The following is a 25,583-nucleotide window of genomic DNA, read 5'->3' on the forward strand; positions in this document are numbered from 1 at the left end:
GGTTAAATGATATCATATTTGTTGATTGACTGTATAGAACAGTTTGAGTTCGAGAAAGAAGGAGAAAGAGTAATGGCGGGAAATAATACATACGATGCAGGGAGTATCGCGGTATTGGAAGGTCTTGAGGCAGTACGGAAACGCCCGGGAATGTATATTGGAAGTGTTTCTACAAAGGGACTGAATCATCTGATCTATGAGATCGTGGACAATGCAGTAGATGAGCACCTGGCAGGATTCTGCAGTGAGATCCAGGTGACATTGGAAAAAGACGGATCTGCAACCGTTTCAGATAACGGTCGTGGAGTTCCGGTTGATATGCATCAGAAGGGTGTATCTGCGGCTCGTCTAGTTTATACGACACTCCATGCAGGTGGTAAGTTTGATGATTCTGCATATAAGACAAGTGGTGGACTTCACGGAGTAGGTTCCTCTGTTGTAAATGCTCTTTCTACTTATATGGATGTGAAGATCAGCAGGGATGGATTTGTTCATCATGACCGGTACGAGAGAGGAATCCCGGTGATCGAACTGGAAGATGGACTTCTTCCTAAGATCGGAAAGACGAGAAAGACGGGAACAACGGTAAATTTTCTGCCGGATGATACGATCTTTGAGAAGACGAAGTTCAAAGCGGAAGAGGTTAAGAGCCGTCTGCATGAGACTGCGTATCTGAATCCGAATCTGAAGATCGTGTTTGATGATAAGAGAGATGGAAGTGTTGAGCACATCGTTTATCACGAACCGGAAGGAATCATTGGATTTATCCAGGATCTGAACCGTAAGAAAGAAGTACTTCATGACCCGGTTTATTTTAAAGGGGAAGCAGACGGGATTGAAGTAGAGGTAACACTGCAGTATGTGAATGAGTTTCATGAGAATGTACTTGGATTTTGTAATAATATTTATAATGCAGAGGGCGGAACACATCTGACAGGATTTAAGACAACCTTTACAACTGTCATGAACCAGTATGCGAGAGAGATAGGAATCCTGAAAGAAAAGGATGCGAATTTTACCGGTGCAGATATCCGTAACGGAATGACTGCAATTGTATCCATTAAGCACCCGGATCCGAGATTTGAGGGGCAGACGAAGACAAAGTTGGATAACCCGGATGCGGCGAAAGCAGTCAGCAAGGTAACAGGAGAAGAGATTGTTCGTTTCTTTGATCGAAATCTGGATACACTTAAGACAGTTCTTTCCAGTGCGGAGAAAGCTGCGAAGATCCGCAAGACAGAAGAGAAGGCAAAGACAAATCTCCTGACAAAGCAGAAGTATTCTTTTGACAGTAACGGAAAGCTGGCAAACTGTGAGAGCAGAGATCCGAAGAAGTGCGAGATCTTTATCGTCGAGGGAGATTCCGCCGGCGGTTCTGCGAAGACAGCGAGAAACAGAAATTATCAGGCAATTCTTCCGATTCGTGGTAAGATCTTAAATGTTGAGAAAGCAAGTATTGATAAGGTGCTTGCCAATGCAGAGATCAAGACGATGATCAATGCATTTGGCTGCGGATTTTCTGAAGGATACGGAAATGACTTTGATATTACAAAGTTGAGATATGATAAGATCATCATCATGGCCGATGCCGATGTCGATGGTGCACATATTTCTACCTTATTGCTCACCTTATTCTATCGCTTTATGCCGGAGCTTATTTTTGAAGGACATGTGTATATTGCGATGCCGCCACTTTATAAGGCAATGCCAAAGAGTGGAGAAGAAGAGTATCTGTATGATGATAAGGCACTGGAACGTTATAGAAAGACACATACAGGTCCGTTCACACTTCAGCGTTACAAAGGTCTTGGAGAGATGGATGCGGAGCAGCTCTGGGAGACAACACTGGATCCGGAGAGACGTATGTTGAAACGAGTAGAGATTGAGGATGCCCGAATGGCTTCGAGTGTAACGGAGATGCTGATGGGAACTGAAGTACCGCCGCGTCGTAATTTTATCTATGAAAATGCGACAGAGGCAGAACTGGATATCTAAGGAGAAGAAGAATGAGTAATGAATCACAGATCATAAGGACAGAATATTCTGATCTTATGAAGAAATCTTATATTGATTATGCGATGAGTGTTATTATCGCCAGAGCACTTCCGGATGTCCGTGATGGTCTCAAGCCGGTTCAGCGTCGTACACTTTATGATATGTACGAGCTTGGTATCCGTTATGATAAGCCTTATCGTAAAAGTGCACGTATCGTCGGAGATACGATGGGTAAATATCATCCGCATGGAGACAGTTCCATCTACGATTCTCTTGTAGTAATGGCGCAGGACTTCAAGAAGGGACAGGTTCTTGTTGACGGGCACGGTAATTTTGGATCCATTGAGGGAGACGGAGCTGCTGCGATGCGTTATACAGAGGCGCGCCTTACGAAATTCACGCAGGAAGTATGTCTGGCCGATCTGGATAAGAATGTTATTGATTTTGGTCCGAACTTTGATGAGACGGAGAAGGAACCGCTTGTGCTTCCGATGCGTGTGCCGAACCTTCTGATCAATGGTGCGGAAGGAATTGCAGTCGGTATGGCGACAAGTATCCCGACACATAATCTCTGTGAAGTGGTCGATGCGGTCAAGGCATATATGAAGAATGACAAGATCACTACAAAGCAGCTGATGAAATATATCAAAGGACCGGATTTCCCGACCGGAGGAATTGTGGTCAATAAGGATGATCTTCCGGCAATCTATGAGAGCGGACAGGGGAAGATCAAGCTGCGTGGAAAAGTGGAAGTGGAAGAATTAAAAGGCGGCAAGAAGCAGCTTGTGATCACAGAGATCCCATACACGATGATCGGAGCCGGAATCGGAAAGTTCTTAAACGATGTTTGCAATCTTGTGGAATCCAAGAAGACGACAGATATCGTTGATATTTCAAACCAGTCTTCAAAAGAAGGAATCCGTATCGTGATCGAATTGAAGCGTGGTGCGGATGTTGAGAACCTGAAGAATATGCTTTATAAGAAGACACGTCTGGAAGATACATTTGGCGTAAATATGCTGGCGGTTGCGAATGGCAGACCGGAGACTTTAAGTCTGAAACAGATCATAGAACATCATGTGGATTTCCAGTTTGAGCTTGCAACGAGGAAATATACAACTTTGCTTGGCAAAGAGCGGGAGAAGAGTGAAGTTCAGGAAGGTCTGATCAAAGCATGTGATGTGATCGACCTGATCATTGAGATTTTACGAGGAAGTAAATCTGTAAAAGATGCGCGTGCCTGTCTGGTAAACGGTGAGACGGAAAACATTAAGTTCAAGTCTGCGATTTCTAAAAAGATGGCGGCAATGCTCCGTTTTACAGAACGTCAGGCAACGGCAATTCTGGAGATGCGTCTTTATCGTCTGATCGGTCTGGAGATTGAAGCACTTCAGAAAGAACATGAGAAGACATTAGAAAATATTGCCCGTTATGAAGATATTTTAAATAACTATGATTCCATGGCAGGCGTGATCATGGAAGAGCTTGACAGTTATAAAAAAGAATTCGGAAGAAAGCGTCGTACCGTTGTGGAGAATGCAGAAGAAGCTGTTTTTGAAGAGAAGAAGATTGAAGAGCAGCAGGTTGTCTTTCTGATGGATCGTTTTGGTTATGCGAAGACAGTGGATACCGGAGTCTATGAACGGAATAAAGAAGCAGCAGACAAAGAAAACAAATACATTGTGCATTGTATGAACATTGGAAAACTCTGTCTGTTTACAGATGAAGGCAAGATGCATCAGGTGAAGGTGCTTGACCTTCCGCATGGCAAGTTCAGAGACAAAGGGATTCCGATTGATAATGTAAGTAATTATTCAAGCAGTGAAGAACAGATTGTTATGATCTGTGAAGAAGAGCAGATGCGCTATTCAAAATTATTGTTTGCAACGGCACAGGGAATGATCAAGCGTGTGGATGGAAGTGAGTTCCAGGTATCCAAGCGCACGATCGCGGCAACAAAGCTGCAGGAAGAAGACAGGCTTGTCGCAGTGAAGGTTGTGACGGAACAGCAGAATGTTGTCCTTCAGACGAAGAACGGATATTTCCTGAGGTTTTTATCTGCGGATGTTCCTGAGAAGAAAAAAGCAGCTGTCGGTGTCAGAGGAATTAAGCTTCAGAAGAAGGATGAATTAGAAGAAGTTTATCTTTTTGAAGAAGGAACAGAGACGAAGATTACTTATGGAGAAAAGACAGTTTCACTGAACCGCCTGAAACTGGCGAAACGGGATGGAACAGGAACCAAAAGCCGCTAGAAGTCTTGCCGGAAGCGGAGACGGTGAAGAAAGAGAAAGTTAAGGGGATTTCTAAGGTATTGTAATAAAATGTGCAAAAACCCCTTGATTTCCTCAAAGAAAAGTGCTAGAGTAAATATAGTTACATAAGGAATTGGCAGAAGAGTGGACGAAAGTTCACTCTTCTTTGGTGATATGGAAAATTCTTTATGAATCAGATCACAAACTATATTATAGAAGAAAAGGAGTTTGACGCAGCGTGTCCAGAAGAGAAGATTATGAACAGCAGACAGAAGCACTTCTCGAGCCCATCGTAGAGGAACTCGGGTTTGAGCTGGTAGATGTAGAATATGTGAAAGAAGGAGGTACCTGGTACCTTCGCGCGTATATTGACAAACCAGGCGGAATTGCCGTGGATGACTGTGAGGCAGTCAGCAGGAGATTCTCCGATATCCTTGATGAGAAGGATTATATTGAAGACTCCTATATCTTTGAAGTAAGTTCTCCGGGACTTGGAAGACCACTTAAGAAAGAGAAGGATTTCAAGAGAAATCTTGGAGAAGAAGTAGAGATCCGCACATACCGTACGATCGACCGACAGAAAGAGTTCGTCGGAATTTTAAAGAGTTATGATGAGAATACAGTGACCATCACATACGAAGATGAGACAGAGCAGACATTTGACAGAAAAGAAATCGCTTTGATCCGTCAGGCTTTGGATTTTTAATTTAGGAGGAAAGAAAAATGAACACAGAATTACTCGAAGCATTGGATATTCTTGAAAAAGAGAAAAACATCAGCAAGGATGTCATGTTGGAGGCCATTGAAAATTCACTTTTAAGTGCATGTAAGAACCATTTCGGAACATCCGATAATATTAAGATCGTTATGGACCGCAACACATGTGACTACTCTGTATACGCAGAGAGAGAAGTTGTTGAAGAAGTATTTGATCCTGCAATCGAGATCAGTCTTGAGGATGCAGAGAAGATCAATCCGGCACTTCATATCGGAGATATCGCACAGGTTGAGCTTCATTCCAAGGAATTCGGACGTATTGCAACACAGAATGCAAAGAACCTGATTCTTCAGAAGATCAGAGAAGAAGAGCGCAAGGCAGTATTTGATCAGTATTTCGAGAAAGAGAAGGATATCGTAACAGGTATCGTACAGCGTTATATTGGCAAGAATATCAGTGTGAATCTTGGAAAAGCAGATGCAATCCTTACAGAGAACGAACAGGTGAAAGGAGAGCATTTCGAGCCGACAGAGCGTATTAAGCTTTATATCGTAGAAGTTAAGAACACACCAAAGGGACCAAAGATCCTTGTATCCCGTACACATCCGGAACTTGTAAAACGTCTGTTTGAATCAGAGGTTGCAGAGGTAAAGGACGGAACAGTTGAGATCAAGAGCATTGCCCGTGAGGCTGGTTCCCGTACAAAGATGGCTGTATGGTCTAACGATCCGAATGTTGATCCGGTCGGAGCTTGTGTTGGTATGAACGGTGCAAGAGTAAATGCAGTCGTAAAAGAGCTTCGTGGTGAGAAGATTGATATCATTAACTGGGATGAGAATCCGGCACTTCTGATTGAGAACGCACTCAGCCCGGCGAAGGTTATTTCTGTTATGGCTGATCCGGATGAGAAGATTGCAGGAGTTATTGTTCCTGATTATCAGCTTTCACTTGCAATCGGTAAAGAAGGCCAGAATGCAAGACTTGCAGCCCGCCTGACAGGATACAAGATCGATATCAAGAGTGAGACACAGGCAATTGAGTGTGGAGATCTTCCGGAGAACTACATGGAGCAGATGGGTATGGTCGGAGAAGAAGGCTACACAGTCGGAGAAGAGGAAGAAGAGTACGATGATATTCCGGTAGATGCAGCTGACGAAGACGGAGCAGATGAGATTGAATTCGTTGAGACAGACGAAGAGTAAGATCTGAGGGAGTGAATTGTTTGGCAGTAAAGAAGAAAGTACCTATGCGTAAATGTGTAGGCTGCGGCGAGATGAAACCAAAGAAGGAACTGATTCGGATCCTCAGAACAGAGGAAGAAGAATTTGTCATTGACACAACCGGAAAGAAAAACGGACGTGGAGCGTATCTCTGTCCGCAGAAGGCATGTTTTGAGCAGGCTGTGAAGAACAGAGGACTGGAGCGTTCCTTTAAGCAGGCAATACCGCAGGAAGTATATGAACGGCTGGAAAAGGAGATGGATGAGATTGGCTAGAGATAAAGTACTGTCTCTGATCAGTCTGGCAACGAAAGCGGGGCGCTGCGCAAGCGGTGAATTTATGACAGAAGGACAGACAAAGTCCGGAAGAGCAAGCCTTGTAGTTGTTGCAGAAGACGCTTCAGATAATACAAAGAAAAAATTCCGTGATATGTGTAAATTTTATAAAGTTCCAATGATAGTTTACGGAGATAAAGATACCTTGGGGCATGCGATGGGAAAACAATTCCGTGCATCTCTGGCGATATTAGACGAAGGATTTGCAAAAGGAATATTAAAAGAACTGAAATCCCGTACCTGATGAATGGGAGTAGAAGACAAAGGTTCCCCGTTGATTGCTTGAAGGAGGTAGATTTATATGGCAGATGAGAAGATGCAGAATGAAAATAAAAAGAGTTTAAACACCAGGGAGGATAACGTGGCAGAAGATATTAGAAGAGAAGCAGCTGGCAAAGATGCTGAGATGGCTGCAGATAAAACAACAGAAAAAGAGGGTGCTCCAAAGAAGAAAAATCTTGCATTTGTAGTTCGCCCACAGAATTCAAAGAACAGCAGCAGACTGCAGGGAAAACGTCCGGGACAGGGACGTCAGGGACAGAACCAGGGTCGTCCAAACGGTGATGGAAAACGCCCGGCAGCAGGACAGAGCCGTTCAAATGGTGAAGGAAAACCGGCTCGTACAGAGAAACCGGCAGCAAAAAGCGAAAGACCGGTTCGTGCAGCAGAGGACAGACCGGCACGTCCGGCACAGAACGGAGCACGTTCTGAGAGACCGCAGGGATCAAGAACAGAAAGAACAGGACGTCCGAGTGGTGAGGGAAGACAGGTACGCTCTGACAGACCGGGACAGAAACCATTTGGAGACAGACGTTCTAATGGCGAGAACAGAGGCGAAAACAGAGGACCACGTCAGGACAGAGACGGACGCGGACAGCGTTCTGACAGAGGAGGACGTGACGGATTCCAGGGACGCGACAACCGTGATGGAAGAGAGAACCGTGACGGAAGAGACGGACGCGGACAGGGACAGCGCTCTGACAGAAGAAATGACAATCGCAGAAACGACAGAAGTGACGCTACACCGATCGTAGAACAGCAGAAGACACAGAGAAACAAAGCGAAAGACAAAGAAAGAGATAATAAGAAGAAAGAATACAGAGATGAAGCTTTCGAAGGAAAAGGAAGAAAAGGCAAGAAGCAGAAACCGGCAGTGGAAGTGAAGAAGCCACAGGTGAAGGAAGAGAAGCAGGAAGAGCAGATCAAACAGATCGTGATTCCAGAAGTCCTTACAATTAAAGAGCTTGCTGATAAGATGAAGATCGTTCCTTCTGTTATTGTTAAGAAGCTTTTCATGCAGGGCAAGATCGTAACTGTAAATCAGGAAGTTGATTATGAGACAGCAGAAGAGATCGCGATGGAATTCGATGTTCTCTGTGAGAAAGAAGAAGTTGTAGATGTAATCGAAGAACTTCTGAAAGAGGATGAAGAAGACGAAAGCCTTATGGTAAAACGCCCACCGGTTGTATGTGTTATGGGTCATGTTGACCATGGTAAGACATCTCTTCTGGATGCAATCCGTAACAGTAATGTAACAGGTCGTGAGGCCGGTGGTATCACACAGCACATCGGTGCATCTGTTGTTGAGATTAACGGAGAAAAGATCACATTCCTCGACACACCGGGACATGAGGCATTTACTGCAATGCGTATGCGTGGAGCAAACTCTACAGATATCGCAATCCTTGTAGTTGCTGCGGATGACGGTGTTATGCCACAGACAATTGAGGCAATCAACCATGCGAAAGCAGCAGGAATTGAGATCATTGTTGCGATCAACAAGATCGATAAGCCAAGTGCGAATGTTGAACGTGTAAAACAGGAACTGACAGAATACGAACTGATTCCGGAAGACTGGGGCGGAAGCACAATCTTTGTTCCGGTATCAGCACATACACATGAAGGAATCCAGGATCTTCTTGAGATGATCCTTCTGACAGCAGAGGTTATGGAACTGAAAGCGAACCCGAACCGTGCCGCACGTGGTCTTGTGATCGAGGCTGAGCTTGATAAAGGTAAGGGATCTGTTGCAACTGTTCTTGTACAGAAAGGTACACTCCACGTAGGAGATGCGATCGCAGCAGGAAGCGCTCATGGTCGTGTAAGAGCGATGATGGATGACAAAGGAAGACGTGTGAAAGAAGCAGGTCCGTCCCAGCCGGTTGAGATCCTTGGTCTGAATGATGTTCCGAATGCGGGAGAAGTATTCGTAGGATGTGAGTCTGATAAAGAAGCAAGAGCGTTTGCAGAGACATTTATTTCCCAGAACAAGGTAAAACTTCTGGAAGAGACGAAGTCCAAGATGTCTCTGGATGATCTGTTCAACCAGATCCAGGAAGGTAACCTCAAAGAACTTGATATTGTTGTTAAGGCTGATGTTCAGGGATCTGTAGAGGCAATCAAGCAGAGTCTTCTGAAGCTGAGTAACGATGAGGTTGTTGTTAAAATCATCCATGGCGGTGTTGGTGCGATCAATGAATCTGACGTTATCCTTGCATCTGCATCAAATGCGATCATCATTGGATTTAACGTTCGTCCGGATGCAACAGCGAAAGATATCGCTGAGCGCGAGGGTGTTGACTTAAGACTTTACAGAGTTATCTACAATGCCATCGAAGATGTAGAGGCAGCCATGAAGGGTATGTTGGATCCTGTTTTTGAGGAGAAAGTTCTCGGTCATGCGGAAGTACGTCAGACATTCAAGGCATCAGGAGTTGGAACAATTGCCGGTGCATATGTGCTTGACGGTATCTTCGAGAGAAACTGTTCTGTTCGTCTGATCCGTGACGGAATCGTTGTATTCGACGGACCGCTGGCATCTCTGAAGCGTTTCAAAGATGACGTGAAGGAAGTCAGAACAGGATATGAGTGTGGTTTCGTATTCGAGAACTACAATGACATTAAAGAAGGCGATCAGGTTGAAGCCTACAAGATGGTAGAGACAGAACGCAAGTAAGAATAAAAGATGCTGACATTTGCAGAGTGTTGTAATTGTCAGCAGGTGACAGAATTGTTACTCGTGCAGGGGTCATACATTGCAGGAGTAACTTTTCTATATAAAAAAGGAGTTATAACATGAGAAAGAACAGTATTAAGAATACAAGAGTCAATGCAGAAGTGCAGCGTGAGCTGAGTAATATCCTGCGTGGCGGGATCAAAGATCCACGTGTTGCACCGCTGACATCTGTTGTTGCTGTTGAAGTAGCACCGGATCTTAAGACATGCAAGGCATATATCAGTGTTCTCGGAGACAAGAAAGCGCAGGAAGATACAATCAAAGGTCTTCAGAGTGCAGAGGGATATATCCGCAGAGAACTTGCACGTACAGTGAATATGCGCAACACACCACAGATTACATTTATCGTAGACCAGTCCATTGAATATGGAGTAAATATCAGCAAGAAAATTGACGAAGTGACAAGAGATTTGAAGGATGGAGCTGAGGAATAGATGATCGTATTAAACGATGTATTAAAAGGGAAACACAGTGTAGCCATTGGCGGACACATTCGTCCGGATGGGGACTGCATTGGTTCTACACTTGGATTATATCTTTATCTGACCACTTATTATCCGGAGATTGAGACAGATCTGTATCTGGAGGAGATTCCGGAAGCATTTCAGATGATGGGACACCGGGATGTGCCGAAGCATGAGATTGTAGAAGGCAAAGTTTATGACCTTTTCATCAGTCTGGATTGCGGGGACGAAAGACGTCTTGGTTTTTCCGAGCCGGTGTTCCAAAATGCAAAGGAAACTTTATGTGTGGATCACCACGTCAGTAATGAGTCTTTTGCAGACACAAACTATATCGTGCCGGATGCAAGTTCTACTTCTGAACTTGTTTTCCGTCTGCTGGATGAGGAGAAGATTACGAAAGAGATCGCATCTTTCCTTTATATGGGAATTGTGCATGATACCGGAGTGTTCCAGTATTCCTGTACTTCACCGGAGACAATGGAAGTCGGTGCTGCACTTTTAAGAAAAGGGATCAACGGAAGTGCGATCATTGACAGAACGTATTTTGAAAAATCCTATGTTCAGAATCAGATGCTTGGAAAGGCACTTCTTGAGAGCATGATGATCCTGAATAAGAAAGCGGTTGTCTCAGTGATACGTTTGAAAGAAATGGAGTTCTTCCAGGCAAAACCGTCTGATCTGGATGGAATTGTCAGCGTATTGCGTCAGACAAGAGGTGTGGAGGTTGCAATCCTTCTTTACGAGCTCGAACCGCAGACATTTAAAGTAAGCCTTCGATCAAAAGAAATCGTTGATGTAAGTGCAGTTGCGAAATATTATGGCGGTGGCGGTCATGTGAGAGCAGCCGGTGTTACAATGAAAGGTTCCCCGCATGATGTGATCAACAATCTGACACTTTTAATTGAAAGACAGCTTAGAGCGGCAGAAGAGAAAAACGAGGAAAAATGATAAACGGAATAGTTAATATTTACAAAGAAAAAGGATATACTTCCCATGATGTGGTTGCAGTTCTTCGAAAAGTTGTTGGACAGAAGAAGATTGGTCATACAGGTACGCTTGATCCGGATGCAACGGGAGTCCTTCCGGTGTGTCTTGGAAGAGCAACAAAGGTTTGTGAGCTTCTGACAGATCATGATAAGACATATGAGGCTCTGCTGCTTTTAGGAAAGACGACAGATACGCAGGACATTTCCGGAGAGGTTCTGGAGGAGAGGGATCCGGGCGATCTGACGGAAGAGGAAGTACGTTCCTGTATCGAATCATTTATCGGAGAATATGATCAGATTCCGCCGATGTACTCTGCGTTGAAAGTGAATGGGAAGAAGCTTTATGAGCTTGCCCGTGAAGGAAAGACCGTGGAGCGTAAGAGCAGAAAAGTCCAGATCCATGGAATTCGCATTCTGGAGATGAATCTTCCGCATGTGCGTATGGAGGTGGACTGTTCTAAGGGAACATATATCCGTACTTTGTGCCATGACATTGGAGAGAAGCTTCAGGTAGGCGGCTGTATGGAAGAACTTGAGCGTACGAAAGTCGGCCATTTCCTGAAAGAAGATGCGGTAACACTGGATGAAGTGCGACAGAAGATGGAACAGGGAGAAGGTGCAGAACTTTTCACTCCTCTGGATCAGATCTTCGCGGAACTGCCGGCCGTTACTGTGACGGATGCGAAGGCATGGATGTCTTATAACGGAAATGATCTTCCGGAGCGTTTTCTGTTAGAAAAAGAAGAGTGGACAGATGGACAGGAAGTCAGAGTATATGATTCCAGAAAGAATTTTATCGGTCTTTATCAGTATCGTGCACCGAAGAAGCTGTTCCATATTAAGAAAATGTTTCTGGATCCTGAAGCAGAGAAAATTGAGAAATAAAGGACGAATAAGACAGACATGCAATATATAAAAGGATTAGATGCCTTTGACGGAAGAAATCAGACAGCGGTAACGCTTGGAAAGTTTGACGGATTGCACAGAGGACATCAGAAACTGCTCAACAGAATAATGAAATATGCGCAGAAGGAAGACTGTGACAGTGTCGTTTGTGCCTTTGATATGGACAGAGACTGTCTGATGACAAATGAAGAGCGAAGAGCATTTCTTGAGGACAAGGTAGATTATCTGATCGAGATTCCATTTACGAGAGAAATGATGGAGATGGAAGCAGAGAAATTTATCGATGAAATCCTGCATAAGAAGCTGCACGCATCACACATTGTTGTCGGAACGGACTTTAACTTTGGTCATGAAAAAAGAGGAAATCACCAGATGCTGGAGAAATATGCAGCGAAATATGGCTATACAGTTGATGTGGTCGAGAAAGCATATTACAAAGACCGGGAGATCAGCAGCACTTATATCAGGGAACTTCTTCTCGATGGAAATGTTCCTCTTGCAAATGAGCTTCTGGGGTATCCGTATGAGATCACCAGCGTTGTGGAACATGGACAGCAGCTTGGAAGAACACTTGGATTTCCGACAATGAATCTTGCACCGCAGGAAAAGAAAATCCTGCCAAAGTACGGTGTCTATGCCTGCCGCGTCCTTGTGGACGGTGTGTGGTATGGCGGTGTGGGAAATGCCGGAGTGAAACCGACCGTTGCGCAAGAGAAAAGACGGTTGTTCGAAGTTTATGTTTACGGATATGAAGGCGATGCTTACGGGAAGACTGCCACAGTGCAGATCCTGGAGTTCGAACGTCCGGAAACGAAATTTCATTCGGTTGAAGAACTCAAAGACCGCGTGATGAAAGATATGCGGTACGGAGAGGAATATCTGAAAAATCATCCATTCGATGAAAGATAAAAGATTTTAAATTTGTGCTTTACAAGCAGATATCTCTGTGCTATACTATCCGAGGTATCAAATCAGCCGGTGTTCGGTAATCGGATCACTCCGACCATTGCTTAATGCCAGGCGGTTTAACTAAGAATTTTAAGGAGGATATTACAATGATCGCAAAAGAGAAGAAACAGGCTATCATCAAAGAATTTGGAAGAACAGAGGGAGATACAGGATCACCGGAAGTACAGGTTGCTATCCTTACAGCAAGAATCAACGAGCTGACAGATCACTTCAAAGCTAACCCGAAGGATCACCACTCAAGAAGAGGACTTCTTAAGATGGTTGGACAGAGAAGAGGACTTCTTGCATACCTCAAGAAAGTAGATATCGAGAGATACCGTGCTCTGATCGAGAAACTTGGTCTGAGAAAATAATAAGATTTTCCAAAAAAGAAGATCAATTGACAGATCAGAAGCTGCATCTGATGATGTGGTTTCTGGTCTGTTTCTTTTTGTCTGAATTTTTGGTACTTTTTGGTCTTTTTTTGGAAAACTATTTACTTCTTATTATAGAATATGATATAATTTAAAAGCTTATGGGTAGAGAAGAACCGAGACCACTGAAAAGTGTATTATCCAACGACTACAGTGGGTTTCAATTGCTATAGAATAGTACATTTTTCAGTAGTTTCGGAGCAAATTGTTCTGCTCATATAAAACGAAGATAAGATAAAAAGGAGAAAACCATGTATAAAAAGTTTGAAATGGAACTGGCCGGCAGAACACTGCGCGTGGATGTTGACCGTGTGGCAAAACAGGCGAATGGTGCAGTGCTGATGCATTATGGTGACACAACTGTACTGTGTACAGCAACAGCATCTGACAAGCCGAGAGAAGGAATTGATTTCTTCCCACTCAGCGTAGAGTATAATGAGAGAATGTACGCTGTAGGAAAGATCCCGGGAGGATTTAATAAGAGAGAGGGTAAAGCATCTGAGAATGCGATCCTGACAGACCGTGTCATCGACCGTCCGATGCGTCCTCTGTTCCCGAAAGATTATAGAAATGACGTAACACTTGAGAACCTTGTTCTTTCTGTAGATCAGGACTGCAGCCCGGAACTTACAGCTATGCTTGGTGCTGCACTTGCAACAAGTATTTCTGATATTCCGTTTGACGGACCAATCTCTACAACACAGGTTGGACTTGTTGACGGAGAGTTCGTATTCAACCCGACAGCAGCACAGAAGGAAGTTTCCGAGCTTGCACTGACAGTTGCTTCTACAAAGGAAAAGGTTATCATGATCGAGGCCGGTGCGAAAGAAGTTCCGGAAGCGAAGATGATCGAAGCTATCTTTGCGGCACATGATCTGAACCAGAAAGTGATCGCTTTCTTTGACACGATCGTTGCAGAGTGTGGAAAGCCGAAACATGAGTATCAGAGCTTTGCTGTTCCGCAGGAACTCTTTGATGCGATCCAGGAGATCGTTCCGGCTGCTGAGATGGAAGAGGCTGTATTTACAGATGACAAGCAGACAAGAGAAGAGAATATCCGTGTGATCACAGAGAGACTCGAGGAAGCATTTGCAGACAACGAAGAGTATCTTGCGAAGCTTGGTGAGGCTGTTTACCAGTATCAGAAGAAGACAGTAAGAAAGATGATCCTCAAAGATCATAAGCGTCCGGATGGTCGTGCGATCGATCAGATCAGACCGCTTGCAGCAGAAGTAGACCTGATCCCGAGAGTTCATGGTTCTGCTATGTTCACAAGAGGACAGACACAGATCTGCACAATGACAACACTTGCTCCACTTTCTGAAGCACAGAAGCTCGACGGTCTTGATGAAGCAGAGAAGACAAAGAGATATATGCATCACTACAACTTCCCGTCCTACTCTGTAGGAGAGACAAGACCTTCCAGAGGACCGGGACGTCGTGAGATCGGACATGGAGCACTGGCTGAGAGAGCACTTCTTCCGGTACTTCCAAGCGAGTCTGAGTTCCCATATGCGATCCGTACAGTATCTGAGACATTTGAGTCTAATGGATCTACATCACAGGCAAGTGTCTGCGCATCCAGTATGTCACTGATGGCAGCAGGTGTGCCGATCAAGTCTGCTGTAGCAGGTATCTCTGCAGGACTTGTAACAGGTGAGACAGATGATGATTACCTTGTACTGACAGATATCCAGGGACTCGAGGATTTCTTCGGAGACATGGACTTCAAGGTGGCAGGTACTCACGAAGGTATCACAGCAATCCAGATGGATATCAAGATCCACGGACTGACAAGACCGATCATCGAAGAAGCAATCGCTGCTACAAAGAAAGCAAGAACTTACATCATGGATGAAGTTATGAATAAAGCAATCGCTGAGCCTAGAAAAGAAGTTGGAGAGTTTGCACCGAAGATTATTCAGATGCAGATCGATCCACAGAAGATCGGTGATGTTGTCGGACAGCGTGGTAAGACAATCAATGCAATCATCGACGAGACAGGTGTTAAGATCGACATCGATGATGAAGGAAATGTATCTATCTGCGGTACAGAGAAAGAGAACATGGAGAAAGCTGCGAAGTACATCCAGACAATCGTTACAGATTACGAAGCAGGACAGCTTTTTGAAGGAAAGGTTATCAGCATCAAAGAATTCGGAGCATTCGTTGAGTTTGCACCGGGTAAAGAAGGAATGGTACACATTTCCAAGCTTTCTAAGCAGAGAGTTGACAAGGTAGAAGACGTTGTAAGCATCGGTGATGTTGTGAAGGTTGTATGCCTTGGTAAAGATAAGATGGGAAGATTCAGCTTCAGCATGAAAGATGTTGCAGAATAAGAATCAGAAAGAATAAGAAAAGAGGAACAGAATTCAGGAAACTGGGTTTTGTTCCTCTTTTCTTGTATGCGCAAGGAATACTTTAAGAATCTTATCCATATATTGTGTAGAGAGGAGGGGGACGGACAACAACTGGAGAGGTGGACAAGATGGAAATGGAAAGACAGAACAAGAAGATGCAGGTCTGGAATCTGCTGGCAGAAAAAATCCGTAAGCTTGTAGAAGAATCCGTCAGTAATCCGGAGGAACTGCAGGAGATCAGGATACGTACAGGTCAGCCGCTGCTGATTCAGATGAAAGGGCAGGAACGGGTTCTTCCGGACCCGGTACACCCGTATCTGGTTACGAAAGAAGATATTGGTGAGACAATGGGATATATTTGTCATTATTCGCTTTATGCATATGAAAATGAGTTGAAACAGGGATTTATTACAGTGGAAGGAGGTCACAGGGTCGGGGTGGCAGGAAAAGTAATTATAGAAAATGAAAAAGTAAAAAATATACAGTATATTTCTTCGTTAAATGTAAGAATTTCTCACGAAGTACTTGGGTGTGCTGACGCATTGATTCCATATATTACGGAAAATAAACAGATTTGCCATACATTGATCATTTCTCCGCCGTGTTGCGGAAAGACTACTTTGATCCGTGATCTGATCCGTCAGATATCGGATGGAAATGAATACATAAAAGGGTGTTCTGTCGGTGTGGTAGATGAAAGATCGGAGCTTGGTGGGTGTTATCTTGGAATCGCACAGAATCATCTGGGTACAAGGACTGATATTTTAGACTGTTGTCCGAAAGCGGAGGGGATGATCATGTTGATCCGTTCTATGGCGCCGCGTGTGATCGCAGTGGATGAAATCGGCACAAGTGAGGATATCCATGCCATTGAATATGCCATGCAGTGCGGCTGCCGGCTGATCGCGAGTGTACACAGCCTTGATATGGATGAGGCTTCTAAAAAGCCGATCCTGGGTGACCTGATCCGCAGAAGAATGTTTCAGCGTTATGTTGTGCTTGGACAGGATCACGGTCCTGGCAAGATCCGGGAAATCTATGATGAGCGGGGGCGTGTGCTGTGCAGAAATTAGTCGGATGTTTTCTGATCCTGCTGGCGACGACCGGAGCAGGATGGATGTATGGAAAAGAACTTCGGAATTATCTGGAAGAATTGAGTCATTTTCGCAGAATTATAGAACAAATAAAAGGCGAATTACTGTATGCAGGACTTCCGCTTTCGGAAATTTTTTATAATATTGCATCAAGAGAGAAGGAACCTTATGAAAACTGGCTGATGGATCTGGCATTTCAATGTCAGGGCACACAAGAAAAGCGGTTTGCTGATTTGTGGACAGATACGATAGGAAAAGATCTTCCGGAACTGAAATGGAGAGGGAAAATGAATCCTCTGGTCTGCGAACCTGGGGAACTGCTTGAAATAGGAGACAGAGAAGGTGTAGTTCGTCTGCTGGAGTATCATTTGAAAAGGCTGGATATGGAAATTGAAAAGAGAACTGCGGAAACGTCTGAGAAGAAAAAGCTCGGTAGCTGGCTGGGGGCAGCAGGCGGGATTTTTCTTGTGATCCTTCTGCTTTAAAAGGGTGGAAACAGAGGGAGAGGAGGGAGAGTATGAGTATCAATCTGATATTTAAAATTGCGGCGGTGGGAATTCTTGTATCTATTCTAAGTCAGGTTTTGAAGCATAGCGGTAGAGAGGAACAGGCATTCCTGACAAGTCTTGCAGGGCTGATTCTTGTATTATCCTGGGTTCTCCCGGCAATTTATGACTTATTTTCTTCGATCCGGCAATTGTTTTCTCTTTAAGGAGGGCGGAAAAGAATTGAACAGTATACAAATCGCACTTTTGGGTGTCGTGGGAACATTACTTGCTTTGCAGTTTAAAAGTGGGAAAAGTGAATATGGCATTTATGTAAGTCTTGCAGTCAGCCTGTTTTTATTTCTTTGTATGCTTTCACGACTTGAAATCTTTGTGCGGACAGTAAAGAAAATTGCAGATTATATAAAACTGGATGCCGGACAGATGAGTATTCTGTTGAAAATGGCCGGTGTAACTTATGTGGCTGAATTTGCATCCGGAATTTGTAAAGATGCAGGGTATCAGAATATTGCTGTACAGATTGAGATTTTTACAAAGTTGACGATCCTTGCGATAGGAATGCCGGTACTTCTTTCGCTGCTGGAACTAATCGGAGATTTTCTGATATGAAAAGGGAAAAACATTTTTGGAAAAAGCTCTTCTGTTTTGTGTTTTTATTTACGGTTGTGACAGGATGTGGCAGTGTGTATGCAGCAGAGCATGGTACAGTGGAGGAAAAGGAAACAGAAGATCGTTCCGGGATGTTGGAGGATGAGCTGGAACAAATGGAAGAAAGTCTGCTGGATGAATTTGATTTCAGACAGATCGATCAGTTATCAGGAGAGACAGAACTGGGAGAAAAAGTTCGGTTTCGTGATCTTACAGAGATGCTGATCAGCGGAAATACGAAGGAATTGGGAGAAAGATTTCTTGAGTTTTTTTCAGGACAGGTGTTCTCTGTTTTTCAGAAAGGAAGGAAGAATCTGGCGCGCCTGCTGCTGATTACAGTGGCGGCTGCATTTTTCTCGAATTTTACAAGTATCTTTCAAAACAGACAGACAGCGGAAGCGGGTTTTTATATTTTGTATCTTGTTGTGATCGCAATCTGTCTGGAAGCATATCAATCGATGAATTTATATGCCGAAGAAAAAACAGGAGAGCTTGTCCAATTGATGCAGGTGTTTTGTCCAAGTTTCTTTCTGGCGGTTGCATTTACCGGAAAGAGCAGTTCGGCGTTGATGTTTTATAATACAATACTGTTCCTGATCTATCTGGTGGAACTGCTTGTACTTCATTTTCTTTTACCGGCTGTGAAGATCTACGGGATGGTGAGGGTCTTATCCTGCCTGACCGGAGAAGATCTTTTCTCAGAATTTGCAGAACTTCTGGAAAAATGTATCCAATGGAGTCTGAAAAGTATGATTGCCGCTGTGAGTGGGATCAGTCTGATCCGGGGATTTTTGAATCCGGCAATTGATTCTTTGAAAATGACTGCTGCGGGACGAACACTGGAGGCGGTTCCGTGGATCGGAGATGTTGCCGGAGGTACAATGGATGTTGCATTAGGAGTTGCAGTACTGCTTAAGAATGGAATCGGTGTAGCAGGAATGATTTTTATAGCTGTCCTGGCACTTATGCCACTGGTGGAATTTCTGATATTGGCATTTTTGTACCAACTTGTGGCGGCATTAGTCCAACCGGTTTCTGACCGGAGAATTACAACATGCATATCTGGAGTTAGTTCCGGTTATCAGCTTATGGTGAAGGTGATAGCATCCACAACACTGTTGTTTGTCTTAAGCATTGCACTTGTGGTGGCTGTAACATCTTAAGGTTTCAGAGGAGAGAGGAGGAATCTGCCGGATGCTTACACAATGGATACAAAAAATCATTTCAATGCTTCTCGTTATGAGTGCAGTTCTGCAGGTGATTCCGGGAAAAGATTATGAAAAATATATTCGTTTTTTCTGTGGACTTGTCCTGATCTTGCTTGCACTATCTCCTGTTGCGGCGTTGAAAGGACTGAAAGCAGAGCAATTTTATCAGAAGGAAGTGTATCAGCAATATGAGAAAGAAATAGAGCGGATGTCGGATTCTATAAAACGGGAGGAAATCGGAATTGGACAATAATTGGCAGGAGTGGAAAGAAAGGATCGTGGGATACACAAGGAAGATAAAACAGGCGGATCGTGGTCAGAAAAGAACAAGATTAGCCATTTTATTCCTGTGTGGACTGCTGCTTCTTGTAGTTGCGGTTCCGGTTCCGAAGACAGGGGAGGTGGATAAGGATACAAAGATTGACGGGGAATCCGGGAAAGGAGAGACGTATGAGACAGATTCCATGGCAGACTATGAAAAATATCTGGAACAGAAGACAGCGCAGACACTTGGTGTCGTAGATGGGGCGGGAAAGGTGACGGTGATGATCACATTAAAGTCTACAGGACAGAAGGTGGTTGAAAAAGATCAGCAAAGCACACATCAGACGACGAAGGAAGCAGACAGCCAGGGAGAGACAAGAGAAAGTGAAGAGAAATCTCTGGATAAAACGACCGTGTACAGTCAGGGGACAGACGGAACGCAGATCCCATATGTAAGTAAAGAAAATGCACCGGAAGTGGAGGGCATTCTTGTAATAGCAGATGGAGGTGGGAATGCAGTTGTCGCGAAGAATCTGACAGAAGCAGTGCAGGCATTATTTGGTGTAGAAGCGCATAAGATAAAAATAATGAAACGTGCGTCTACATAAAAGGAGGTTTATCTTAATGAAAGGGAAAGTGAAGAAAAACCAGTTGATCATTGTGGCACTTGCGGTTATGATCGCGGCAGCAGGATATCTGAACTACACGGGACGTCTGTTTGGCGAGAATGCGAAAGGAACAAAAGAAGCTAATGCAGATCTTACAAACCAGGAACTTTTAGATATTTCACAGGAAGATACAGAAGCAGGAAGCGAAGAAATTGAAAGTAATGATTCTGAAACAGAAGGAACACCTGGAGAGGCGGTTCTAACAAATGGTTCAGCCCAGACTACGGTAGCCCAGGCAAAAGTTACAAGAGAACAGGTGCGTGCCCAGAATAAAGAAACCCTGCAGTCGATCATAGACAATACAGAGCTCAGTGAAGAGGAAAAGTCAGATGCAGTTGCACAGATGGTGGAGCTTACAAAACAATCAGAGACGGAGATGGAAATTGAGACATTGATGGCAACAAAAGGATTTTCAGAGGCAGTGGTAAGTCTGGGGGAAGATAGTGCAGATGTTGTTGTAAATGCAGAGGAGCTTACGGATGCAAACCGTGCCCAGATTGAGGATATTGTGACAAGAAAGTCGGATGTAAAGCCGGAGAAGATTGTAATTACACCAATTCATGAATAGAAAGTATATTTTTGGAAAAACTTTTTATAAAAGATTTGCTGTCAGAGAGGACTTGTGATACACTATTTACTGGTTTATTATGTAACTGTCTACGGGATGCCTGCGGACAGTTATCTATTGCGTGAAAATGATAGGAGATTAGAAATGTCAGAAATTACGAATGAGATAAAGAAAAGAAGAACATTTGCCATTATATCCCATCCGGATGCCGGTAAGACAACATTGACAGAGAAATTCCTTCTGTACGGAGGAGCCATCAACCAGGCAGGATCTGTTAAGGGAAAAGCAACTGCGAAGCATGCGGTTTCCGACTGGATGGAGATTGAGAAGGAGAGAGGTATTTCTGTAACTTCTTCTGTACTTCAGTTTAATTATGGTGGATACTGTATTAATATTCTGGATACACCGGGACATCAGGACTTCTCAGAGGATACATACCGTACTTTGATGGCAGCGGATTCCGCAGTTATGGTTATCGATGCATCCAAGGGTGTTGAGGCGCAGACAAGAAAGCTGTTTAAAGTCTGTGTGATGCGTCACATCCCGATTTTTACATTTATCAATAAGCTCGACCGTGAGGCGAAAGATACATTTGAATTGTTAGATGATATAGAGAAAGAGCTTGGAATCGCAACTTGTCCGATCAACTGGCCGATTGGTTCCGGTAAGGAATTCAAGGGAGTTTACGACAGAGCAAAACGTGAAGTTGAGTTGTTCTCAGATACGAAAAAAGGTACTGCGATGGGTGAAGTGAAGATGATACCGATCGACGCACCGGAGACAGAAGAACTGATTGGTTCAGATGCAAAAGACATTCTTGCAGATGAGATTGAACTTCTGGACGGAGCAGCAGCTGAGTTTGATCAGGAACTGGTTGATAAGGGACAGCTTTCACCGGTATTTTTCGGATCCGCTCTTACCAACTTTGGTGTAGAGACTTTCCTGAAGCATTTCCTAAAGATGACAACCTCTCCGCTTCCGAGAAAATCAGATCATGGCGAGATCGATCCAATGACTGAGAAAGACTTCTCAGCATTTGTATTTAAGATCCAGGCGAATATGAACAAAGCCCACAGAGACAGAATTGCATTCATGAGAATCTGTTCCGGAGAATTTGAGGCCGGTATGAGTGTTTATCATGTGCAGGGAGGAAAGGATGTGCGTCTTTCCCAGCCACAGCAGATGATGGCAAGTGAAAGAAAGATGATCGATAAGGCTTACGGCGGAGATATCATCGGAGTATTTGACCCGGGTATCTTTTCAATCGGAGATACATTGACAACATCAAAAGAGAAATTTGCTTACGAAGGAATCCCGACCTTTGCACCGGAGCACTTTGCACGTGTCCGTCAGGTTGATACGATGAAGAGAAAGCAGTTTGTAAAGGGAATCAATCAGATTGCACAGGAAGGTGCGATCCAGATCTTCCAGGAATTCAACACGGGTATGGAAGAGATCATCGTAGGCGTTGTAGGTGTACTTCAGTTTGATGTGTTGAAGTATCGTCTTCAGAATGAATATAATGTAGAGATCCGTTTGGAGAACCTGCCATATGAGTACATCCGTTGGATCGAGAATGAAGAGATCGATATGGATCGCTTGAGCGGAACATCTGATATGAAGAAGATCATGGATCTGAAGGGACGTCCGCTTCTTCTCTTTGCGCATGAGTGGAGTATCCGTATGACAGAAGAGAGAAATGAAGGACTTATTTTGTCAGAATTCGGACGTTCATAAAAATCTTTTCAAATAGAAAGATTTTTGATATAATGTAGAAAGAATCAGACAAAACAGGAGGTTTTGATTATGGCAAAGGACGAAAGAAATATTTATACAATACAGAACGACGCAAGCAAAGGTGAGATTAAGATTGCAGATGAAGTTGTAGCGATCATTGCAGCGCTTGCTGCCACAGAAGTGGAAGGTGTTGCTTCTATGGCCGGAAACATCACGAATGAACTGATCGGAAAGCTCGGAATGAAGAATCTTTCCAAAGGTGTGAAGGTTGATGTACTGGAAGGTATTGTGACTGTATCCTTGGCATTGAACCTGAAGTACAATTACAGCATCGTTGAGGTGTCTGCAAGAGTGCAGGAGAAAGTTAAGAATGCAATTGAGAATATGACAGGACTTGAAGTGGCTGATGTGAACATTAAGGTTGCAGGAGTCGAGATGGAGAGTCAGGAATAAAAGCGAACAGGAAAGGAATCAGCCAACATGGTTAGAAAAGAACTTCGCGAGCACATTTTCAAGATGTTGTTTCAGATAGAATTTAATGATCCGCAGGAGATGCCGGAGCAGATTGAATACTATTTTTCTACATTGGAAGATGCAGCGGATAAGGATAAAGAATATATTAAGAGAAAATATGCGGCAGTACTTGAGAAGACAGAAGAGATTGATGAACTGATCAATGCGAATGCAAAGGGATGGAAGACGACAAGAATGAACAAAGTAGATCTGTCCATTCTGAGACTTGCGGTATATGAGATGAAGTGGGATGACGAGGTACCGGTAGGAGTTGCGATTAACGAGGCAGTAGAACTGGCAAAGATGTTCAGTTCAGATGAGGCTCCGTCATTTATTAACGGAGTACTTGACAAGATTGCGCGTTCACTGGAAGAGACGAAAGAATGAAAAATGTCTATACGGTGAAGCAGGTTAATTCTTATATTAAGAATATGTTCACCCAGGACTTCATGCTGAACCGAATCTATGTAAAGGGTGAGGTGTCTAATTTAAAGTACCACACATCAGGGCATATATATTTTTCATTGAAAGACGAGTCCGGCACGATAGCCTGCGTGATGTTCGCAGGCTCAAGGTCTGGGCTTTCTTTTCATATGGAGGAAGGACAGCAGGTAGTAGTGCTGGGGGCGGTCAGTGTCTATGAGCGGGATGGAAAGTATCAGCTGTACGCAAGAGAGATCATTCTGGACGGTGCGGGACTTTTGTATGAAAGATTCGAGGCACTGAAGAAAGAACTCGAAGAGATGGGAATGTTTGCAGCAGAGTACAAACAGCCGGTTCCACGCTATGCACGTACGATCGGGGTTGTGACCGCACCGACAGGAGCAGCGATCAGAGATATTATCAATGTGGCAAAGAGAAGGAATCCATTTGTCCAGATCCTGCTTTATCCTGCACTGGTACAGGGGGATGGTGCCGTGAGCAGCATCGTGAAAGGAATCCGTATGCTGGAAGAGAAGCAGGTGGATGTCATGATCGTCGGAAGAGGCGGAGGAAGCATTGAAGATCTGTGGGCATTCAATGAGGAGGCTGTTGCGCGTGCGATTTTTGACTGTCGCGTTCCGGTGATCTCTGCAGTCGGACATGAGACAGATACAACGATTGCCGATTATGTGGCAGACTTAAGAGCACCGACACCATCTGCAGCGGCAGAGCTTGCAGTGTATGAATATTCTGAAGTGAAAGAACAGATTCTTAATTGTGAGAGTTTACTTCGAAGAGCAATAAATCAGAAGCTGCTAAACGAGCGTGTGCATTTGGAACACAGCAGATTGAAACTTCAGACACTTCATCCAAGACAGAAACTCAATGAGAAGAGACAAAGAACGGTTGACGCTGAGAATACACTGCGCTCACTTATGGAGCGGCATCTGACAAAAGAAAAGCACAGACTCGCACTTTGTGCAGAACGGATGAAGGGATTGTCTCCACTTGAGAAATTAAGTCAGGGATATTCTTATGTCTGCAATGCACAAGGACAGAATATAAAGAAAACAGATCAGGTAAGAGAAGGAGATTTGTTGCAGATTTATGTAACGGATGGACAGATTGAGACTTACGTTACAGACACTGTAAAACTAGAAGGGGAAAGAGGACAAAGTTCCCATAAACAGTAACCGGGAGGAAATGATGAAAGACACGAAGAAGATAGAACAGGCTGCAAGTCTTGAGGAGTTATTTGAGAGACTGGATCGCGTCATTGGCGGACTGGAAGGAGAGGAACTTTCTCTTGAAGATTCTTTTAATTTATATCAGGAAGGCATGGAACTTGTGAAGTGTTGTAATCGTACAATTAACGATGTGGAAAAGAAAGTTCTTGCCTTGGATGAGAATGGAGAGAGTCATGAATTTTAAAGAAGAACAGAAAGAAAAAGTAGAAAAAATTGAAGCGATACTCAGAGAATATCTTCCGGAAGCAAACGGATATCAGAGTGTGATCATGGAAGCAATGGAATATAGTCTGATGGCAGGAGGTAAGCGCCTTCGCCCAATGCTGATGATGGAAACATACCGTCTGTTTGGTGGAGAGACAGAAGTGATTTATCCGTTTATGGCAGCAATGGAGATGATTCATACCTATTCACTGGTTCATGATGATCTCCCGGCAATGGATAATGATGAGTATCGTAGAGGAAGAAAGACGACACATATCGTTTATGGAGAGGATATGGGAATCCTTGCGGGGGATGCGCTTTTAAACTATGCATTTGAGACAGCATGCAAGGCATTTGAGCAATTTCCAGAGGAAAGCCTTAGAATCGGACAAGCGCTGAGAGTTCTGGCAAGAAAGGCCGGAATCTATGGTATGATCGGTGGACAGGTTGTAGATGTGAAAGAATCCGGACATCAGATTGATGAGGAAGTTCTTGACTTTATTTTCAGACTGAAGACAGGCGCACTGATCGAGTCTGCTATGATGATTGGAGCAATCCTTGCGGGAGCGTCAAAAGAAGATGTGAAGAGCATGCAGAAAGTCGCAGGAAAGATCGGAATGGCATTCCAGATCCAGGACGATATTCTGGATGTGACAAGCACGACAGAGCAGCTGGGCAAGCCGGTACATAGTGATGAGAAGAATGAAAAGACAACATATGTAACACTTAAAGGAATCGAACAGGCTCATAAAGAGGTGGAACGTATGACAGAAGAAGCAATCGACGAACTGAAAAAGTTCCCTGCCGGGGATGATTTCCTTGAGCAGCTTTTGAAATCTCTTGTATATAGAGAAAAATAAGATTGTCGG

27 protein-coding genes are annotated in these 25,583 nt (G+C 44.0%); all 27 read left to right on the forward strand.

Translation table 11 applies throughout. The features are described from left to right. Nucleotides 1-72: 72 nt before the first annotated feature. The 27 genes from ACZ47Z_RS07225 to ACZ47Z_RS07355 all read left to right on the forward strand — a co-directional run bounded on the left by ACZ47Z_RS07225 (nt 73) and on the right by ACZ47Z_RS07355 (nt 25,574). Nucleotides 73-1,995 carry a DNA gyrase/topoisomerase IV subunit B gene (locus tag ACZ47Z_RS07225; protein ID WP_117568156.1) on the forward strand — a complete coding sequence of 641 codons (1,923 nt, stop codon included), beginning with the start codon at nt 73-75 and terminating at the stop codon, nt 1,993-1,995. An 11-nt stretch (nt 1,996-2,006) separates the two neighbouring features. After that, nucleotides 2,007-4,247, forward strand: coding sequence for a DNA gyrase/topoisomerase IV subunit A (locus tag ACZ47Z_RS07230; RefSeq protein WP_055165711.1), 2,241 nt, complete (start codon nt 2,007-2,009; stop codon nt 4,245-4,247). Nucleotides 4,248-4,485: 238 nt separating this feature from the next. Next, nucleotides 4,486-4,953, forward strand: a complete 468-nt coding sequence (locus tag ACZ47Z_RS07235; protein ID WP_054751151.1) for a ribosome maturation factor RimP — start codon at nt 4,486-4,488, stop codon at nt 4,951-4,953. Between the two features lie 17 nt (nt 4,954-4,970). Continuing rightward, entirely contained in the window at nt 4,971-6,167 is a 1,197-nt protein-coding gene (gene nusA / locus ACZ47Z_RS07240; RefSeq protein WP_054751152.1) for a transcription termination factor NusA, read from the forward strand. Nucleotides 6,168-6,187: 20 nt separating this feature from the next. Continuing rightward, nucleotides 6,188-6,460: an RNase P modulator RnpM gene (gene rnpM / locus ACZ47Z_RS07245; protein ID WP_020436254.1), complete on the forward strand. Its 273-nt coding sequence runs from the start codon at nt 6,188-6,190 to the stop codon at nt 6,458-6,460. Next, nucleotides 6,447-6,764, forward strand: a complete 318-nt coding sequence (locus tag ACZ47Z_RS07250) for a L7Ae/L30e/S12e/Gadd45 family ribosomal protein (RefSeq protein ID WP_081016834.1) — start codon at nt 6,447-6,449, stop codon at nt 6,762-6,764. Before rnpM ends, ACZ47Z_RS07250 begins: the two co-directional genes overlap by 14 nt. A gap of 57 nt (nt 6,765-6,821) precedes the next feature. Continuing rightward, nucleotides 6,822-9,476 (forward strand): translation initiation factor IF-2, encoded by a 2,655-nt coding sequence (infB, locus tag ACZ47Z_RS07255; RefSeq protein ID WP_117568157.1) that lies wholly within the window; start codon nt 6,822-6,824, stop codon nt 9,474-9,476. A 119-nt stretch (nt 9,477-9,595) separates the two neighbouring features. Beyond that, nucleotides 9,596-9,970 (forward strand): 30S ribosome-binding factor RbfA, encoded by a 375-nt coding sequence (gene rbfA, locus ACZ47Z_RS07260; protein WP_015529083.1) that lies wholly within the window; start codon nt 9,596-9,598, stop codon nt 9,968-9,970. Beyond that, nucleotides 9,971-10,948, forward strand: coding sequence for a DHH family phosphoesterase (locus ACZ47Z_RS07265; RefSeq protein ID WP_117568158.1), 978 nt, complete (start codon nt 9,971-9,973; stop codon nt 10,946-10,948). Further along, on the forward strand, nt 10,945-11,871 hold the full coding sequence (gene truB / locus ACZ47Z_RS07270; protein WP_117568159.1) for a tRNA pseudouridine(55) synthase TruB: 927 nt from the start codon (nt 10,945-10,947) through the stop codon (nt 11,869-11,871). Before ACZ47Z_RS07265 ends, truB begins: the two co-directional genes overlap by 4 nt. 18 nt (nt 11,872-11,889) lie before the next feature. Then, nucleotides 11,890-12,801: a bifunctional riboflavin kinase/FAD synthetase gene (locus tag ACZ47Z_RS07275; RefSeq protein ID WP_117568160.1), complete on the forward strand. Its 912-nt coding sequence runs from the start codon at nt 11,890-11,892 to the stop codon at nt 12,799-12,801. Nucleotides 12,802-12,947: 146 nt separating this feature from the next. Continuing rightward, the gene (rpsO, locus tag ACZ47Z_RS07280) at nt 12,948-13,214 is read left to right on the forward strand and encodes a 30S ribosomal protein S15 (RefSeq protein ID WP_015529087.1); all 267 of its coding nucleotides are present in this window, start codon (nt 12,948-12,950) and stop codon (nt 13,212-13,214) included. 311 nt (nt 13,215-13,525) lie between these two features. Continuing rightward, on the forward strand, nt 13,526-15,613 hold the full coding sequence (locus tag ACZ47Z_RS07285) for a polyribonucleotide nucleotidyltransferase (protein ID WP_054751156.1): 2,088 nt from the start codon (nt 13,526-13,528) through the stop codon (nt 15,611-15,613). 155 nt (nt 15,614-15,768) lie between these two features. Then, nucleotides 15,769-16,707 carry a stage III sporulation protein AA gene (gene spoIIIAA, locus ACZ47Z_RS07290; RefSeq protein WP_055157672.1) on the forward strand — a complete coding sequence of 313 codons (939 nt, stop codon included), beginning with the start codon at nt 15,769-15,771 and terminating at the stop codon, nt 16,705-16,707. Further along, the gene (locus ACZ47Z_RS07295) at nt 16,695-17,213 is read left to right on the forward strand and encodes a stage III sporulation protein AB (protein ID WP_117909385.1); all 519 of its coding nucleotides are present in this window, start codon (nt 16,695-16,697) and stop codon (nt 17,211-17,213) included. The genes spoIIIAA and ACZ47Z_RS07295 overlap by 13 nt, the downstream gene beginning before the upstream one ends. A 32-nt stretch (nt 17,214-17,245) precedes the next feature. After that, nucleotides 17,246-17,440, forward strand: a complete 195-nt coding sequence (gene spoIIIAC / locus ACZ47Z_RS07300; RefSeq protein ID WP_015529090.1) for a stage III sporulation protein AC — start codon at nt 17,246-17,248, stop codon at nt 17,438-17,440. 16 nt (nt 17,441-17,456) lie between these two features. Beyond that, complete coding sequence (locus tag ACZ47Z_RS07305) at nt 17,457-17,843, forward strand: SpoIIIAC/SpoIIIAD family protein (protein ID WP_054751158.1); 387 nt, start codon at nt 17,457-17,459, stop codon at nt 17,841-17,843. Next, on the forward strand, nt 17,840-19,045 hold the full coding sequence (locus ACZ47Z_RS07310) for a stage III sporulation protein AE (RefSeq protein ID WP_117909383.1): 1,206 nt from the start codon (nt 17,840-17,842) through the stop codon (nt 19,043-19,045). Before ACZ47Z_RS07305 ends, ACZ47Z_RS07310 begins: the two co-directional genes overlap by 4 nt. A 31-nt stretch (nt 19,046-19,076) precedes the next feature. Then, the gene (locus ACZ47Z_RS07315; protein ID WP_015529092.1) at nt 19,077-19,343 is read left to right on the forward strand and encodes a stage III sporulation protein AF; all 267 of its coding nucleotides are present in this window, start codon (nt 19,077-19,079) and stop codon (nt 19,341-19,343) included. Next, nucleotides 19,333-19,962, forward strand: a complete 630-nt coding sequence (locus tag ACZ47Z_RS07320) for a stage III sporulation protein AG (protein ID WP_242997416.1) — start codon at nt 19,333-19,335, stop codon at nt 19,960-19,962. Before ACZ47Z_RS07315 ends, ACZ47Z_RS07320 begins: the two co-directional genes overlap by 11 nt. A gap of 16 nt (nt 19,963-19,978) precedes the next feature. Beyond that, nucleotides 19,979-20,590, forward strand: coding sequence for a SpoIIIAH-like family protein (locus ACZ47Z_RS07325; RefSeq protein ID WP_015529093.1), 612 nt, complete (start codon nt 19,979-19,981; stop codon nt 20,588-20,590). Between the two features lie 144 nt (nt 20,591-20,734). Next, nucleotides 20,735-22,327 carry a peptide chain release factor 3 gene (locus ACZ47Z_RS07330; RefSeq protein WP_054751161.1) on the forward strand — a complete coding sequence of 531 codons (1,593 nt, stop codon included), beginning with the start codon at nt 20,735-20,737 and terminating at the stop codon, nt 22,325-22,327. Between the two features lie 69 nt (nt 22,328-22,396). Next, nucleotides 22,397-22,780 carry an Asp23/Gls24 family envelope stress response protein gene (locus tag ACZ47Z_RS07335; RefSeq protein ID WP_015529095.1) on the forward strand — a complete coding sequence of 128 codons (384 nt, stop codon included), beginning with the start codon at nt 22,397-22,399 and terminating at the stop codon, nt 22,778-22,780. Between the two features lie 27 nt (nt 22,781-22,807). Beyond that, nucleotides 22,808-23,227: a transcription antitermination factor NusB gene (gene nusB, locus ACZ47Z_RS07340; RefSeq protein ID WP_054751162.1), complete on the forward strand. Its 420-nt coding sequence runs from the start codon at nt 22,808-22,810 to the stop codon at nt 23,225-23,227. Further along, a complete protein-coding gene (xseA, locus tag ACZ47Z_RS07345; protein ID WP_015529097.1) occupies nt 23,224-24,456 on the forward strand; it encodes an exodeoxyribonuclease VII large subunit in 1,233 nt (410 codons plus the stop codon). The genes nusB and xseA overlap by 4 nt, the downstream gene beginning before the upstream one ends. A gap of 13 nt (nt 24,457-24,469) precedes the next feature. Continuing rightward, the gene (xseB, locus tag ACZ47Z_RS07350; protein ID WP_015529098.1) at nt 24,470-24,694 is read left to right on the forward strand and encodes an exodeoxyribonuclease VII small subunit; all 225 of its coding nucleotides are present in this window, start codon (nt 24,470-24,472) and stop codon (nt 24,692-24,694) included. Beyond that, nucleotides 24,684-25,574, forward strand: a complete 891-nt coding sequence (locus tag ACZ47Z_RS07355; protein WP_117861218.1) for a polyprenyl synthetase family protein — start codon at nt 24,684-24,686, stop codon at nt 25,572-25,574. Before xseB ends, ACZ47Z_RS07355 begins: the two co-directional genes overlap by 11 nt. Nucleotides 25,575-25,583: the final 9 nt, after the last annotated feature.

Source organism: Mediterraneibacter faecis (genome assembly GCF_055383675.1).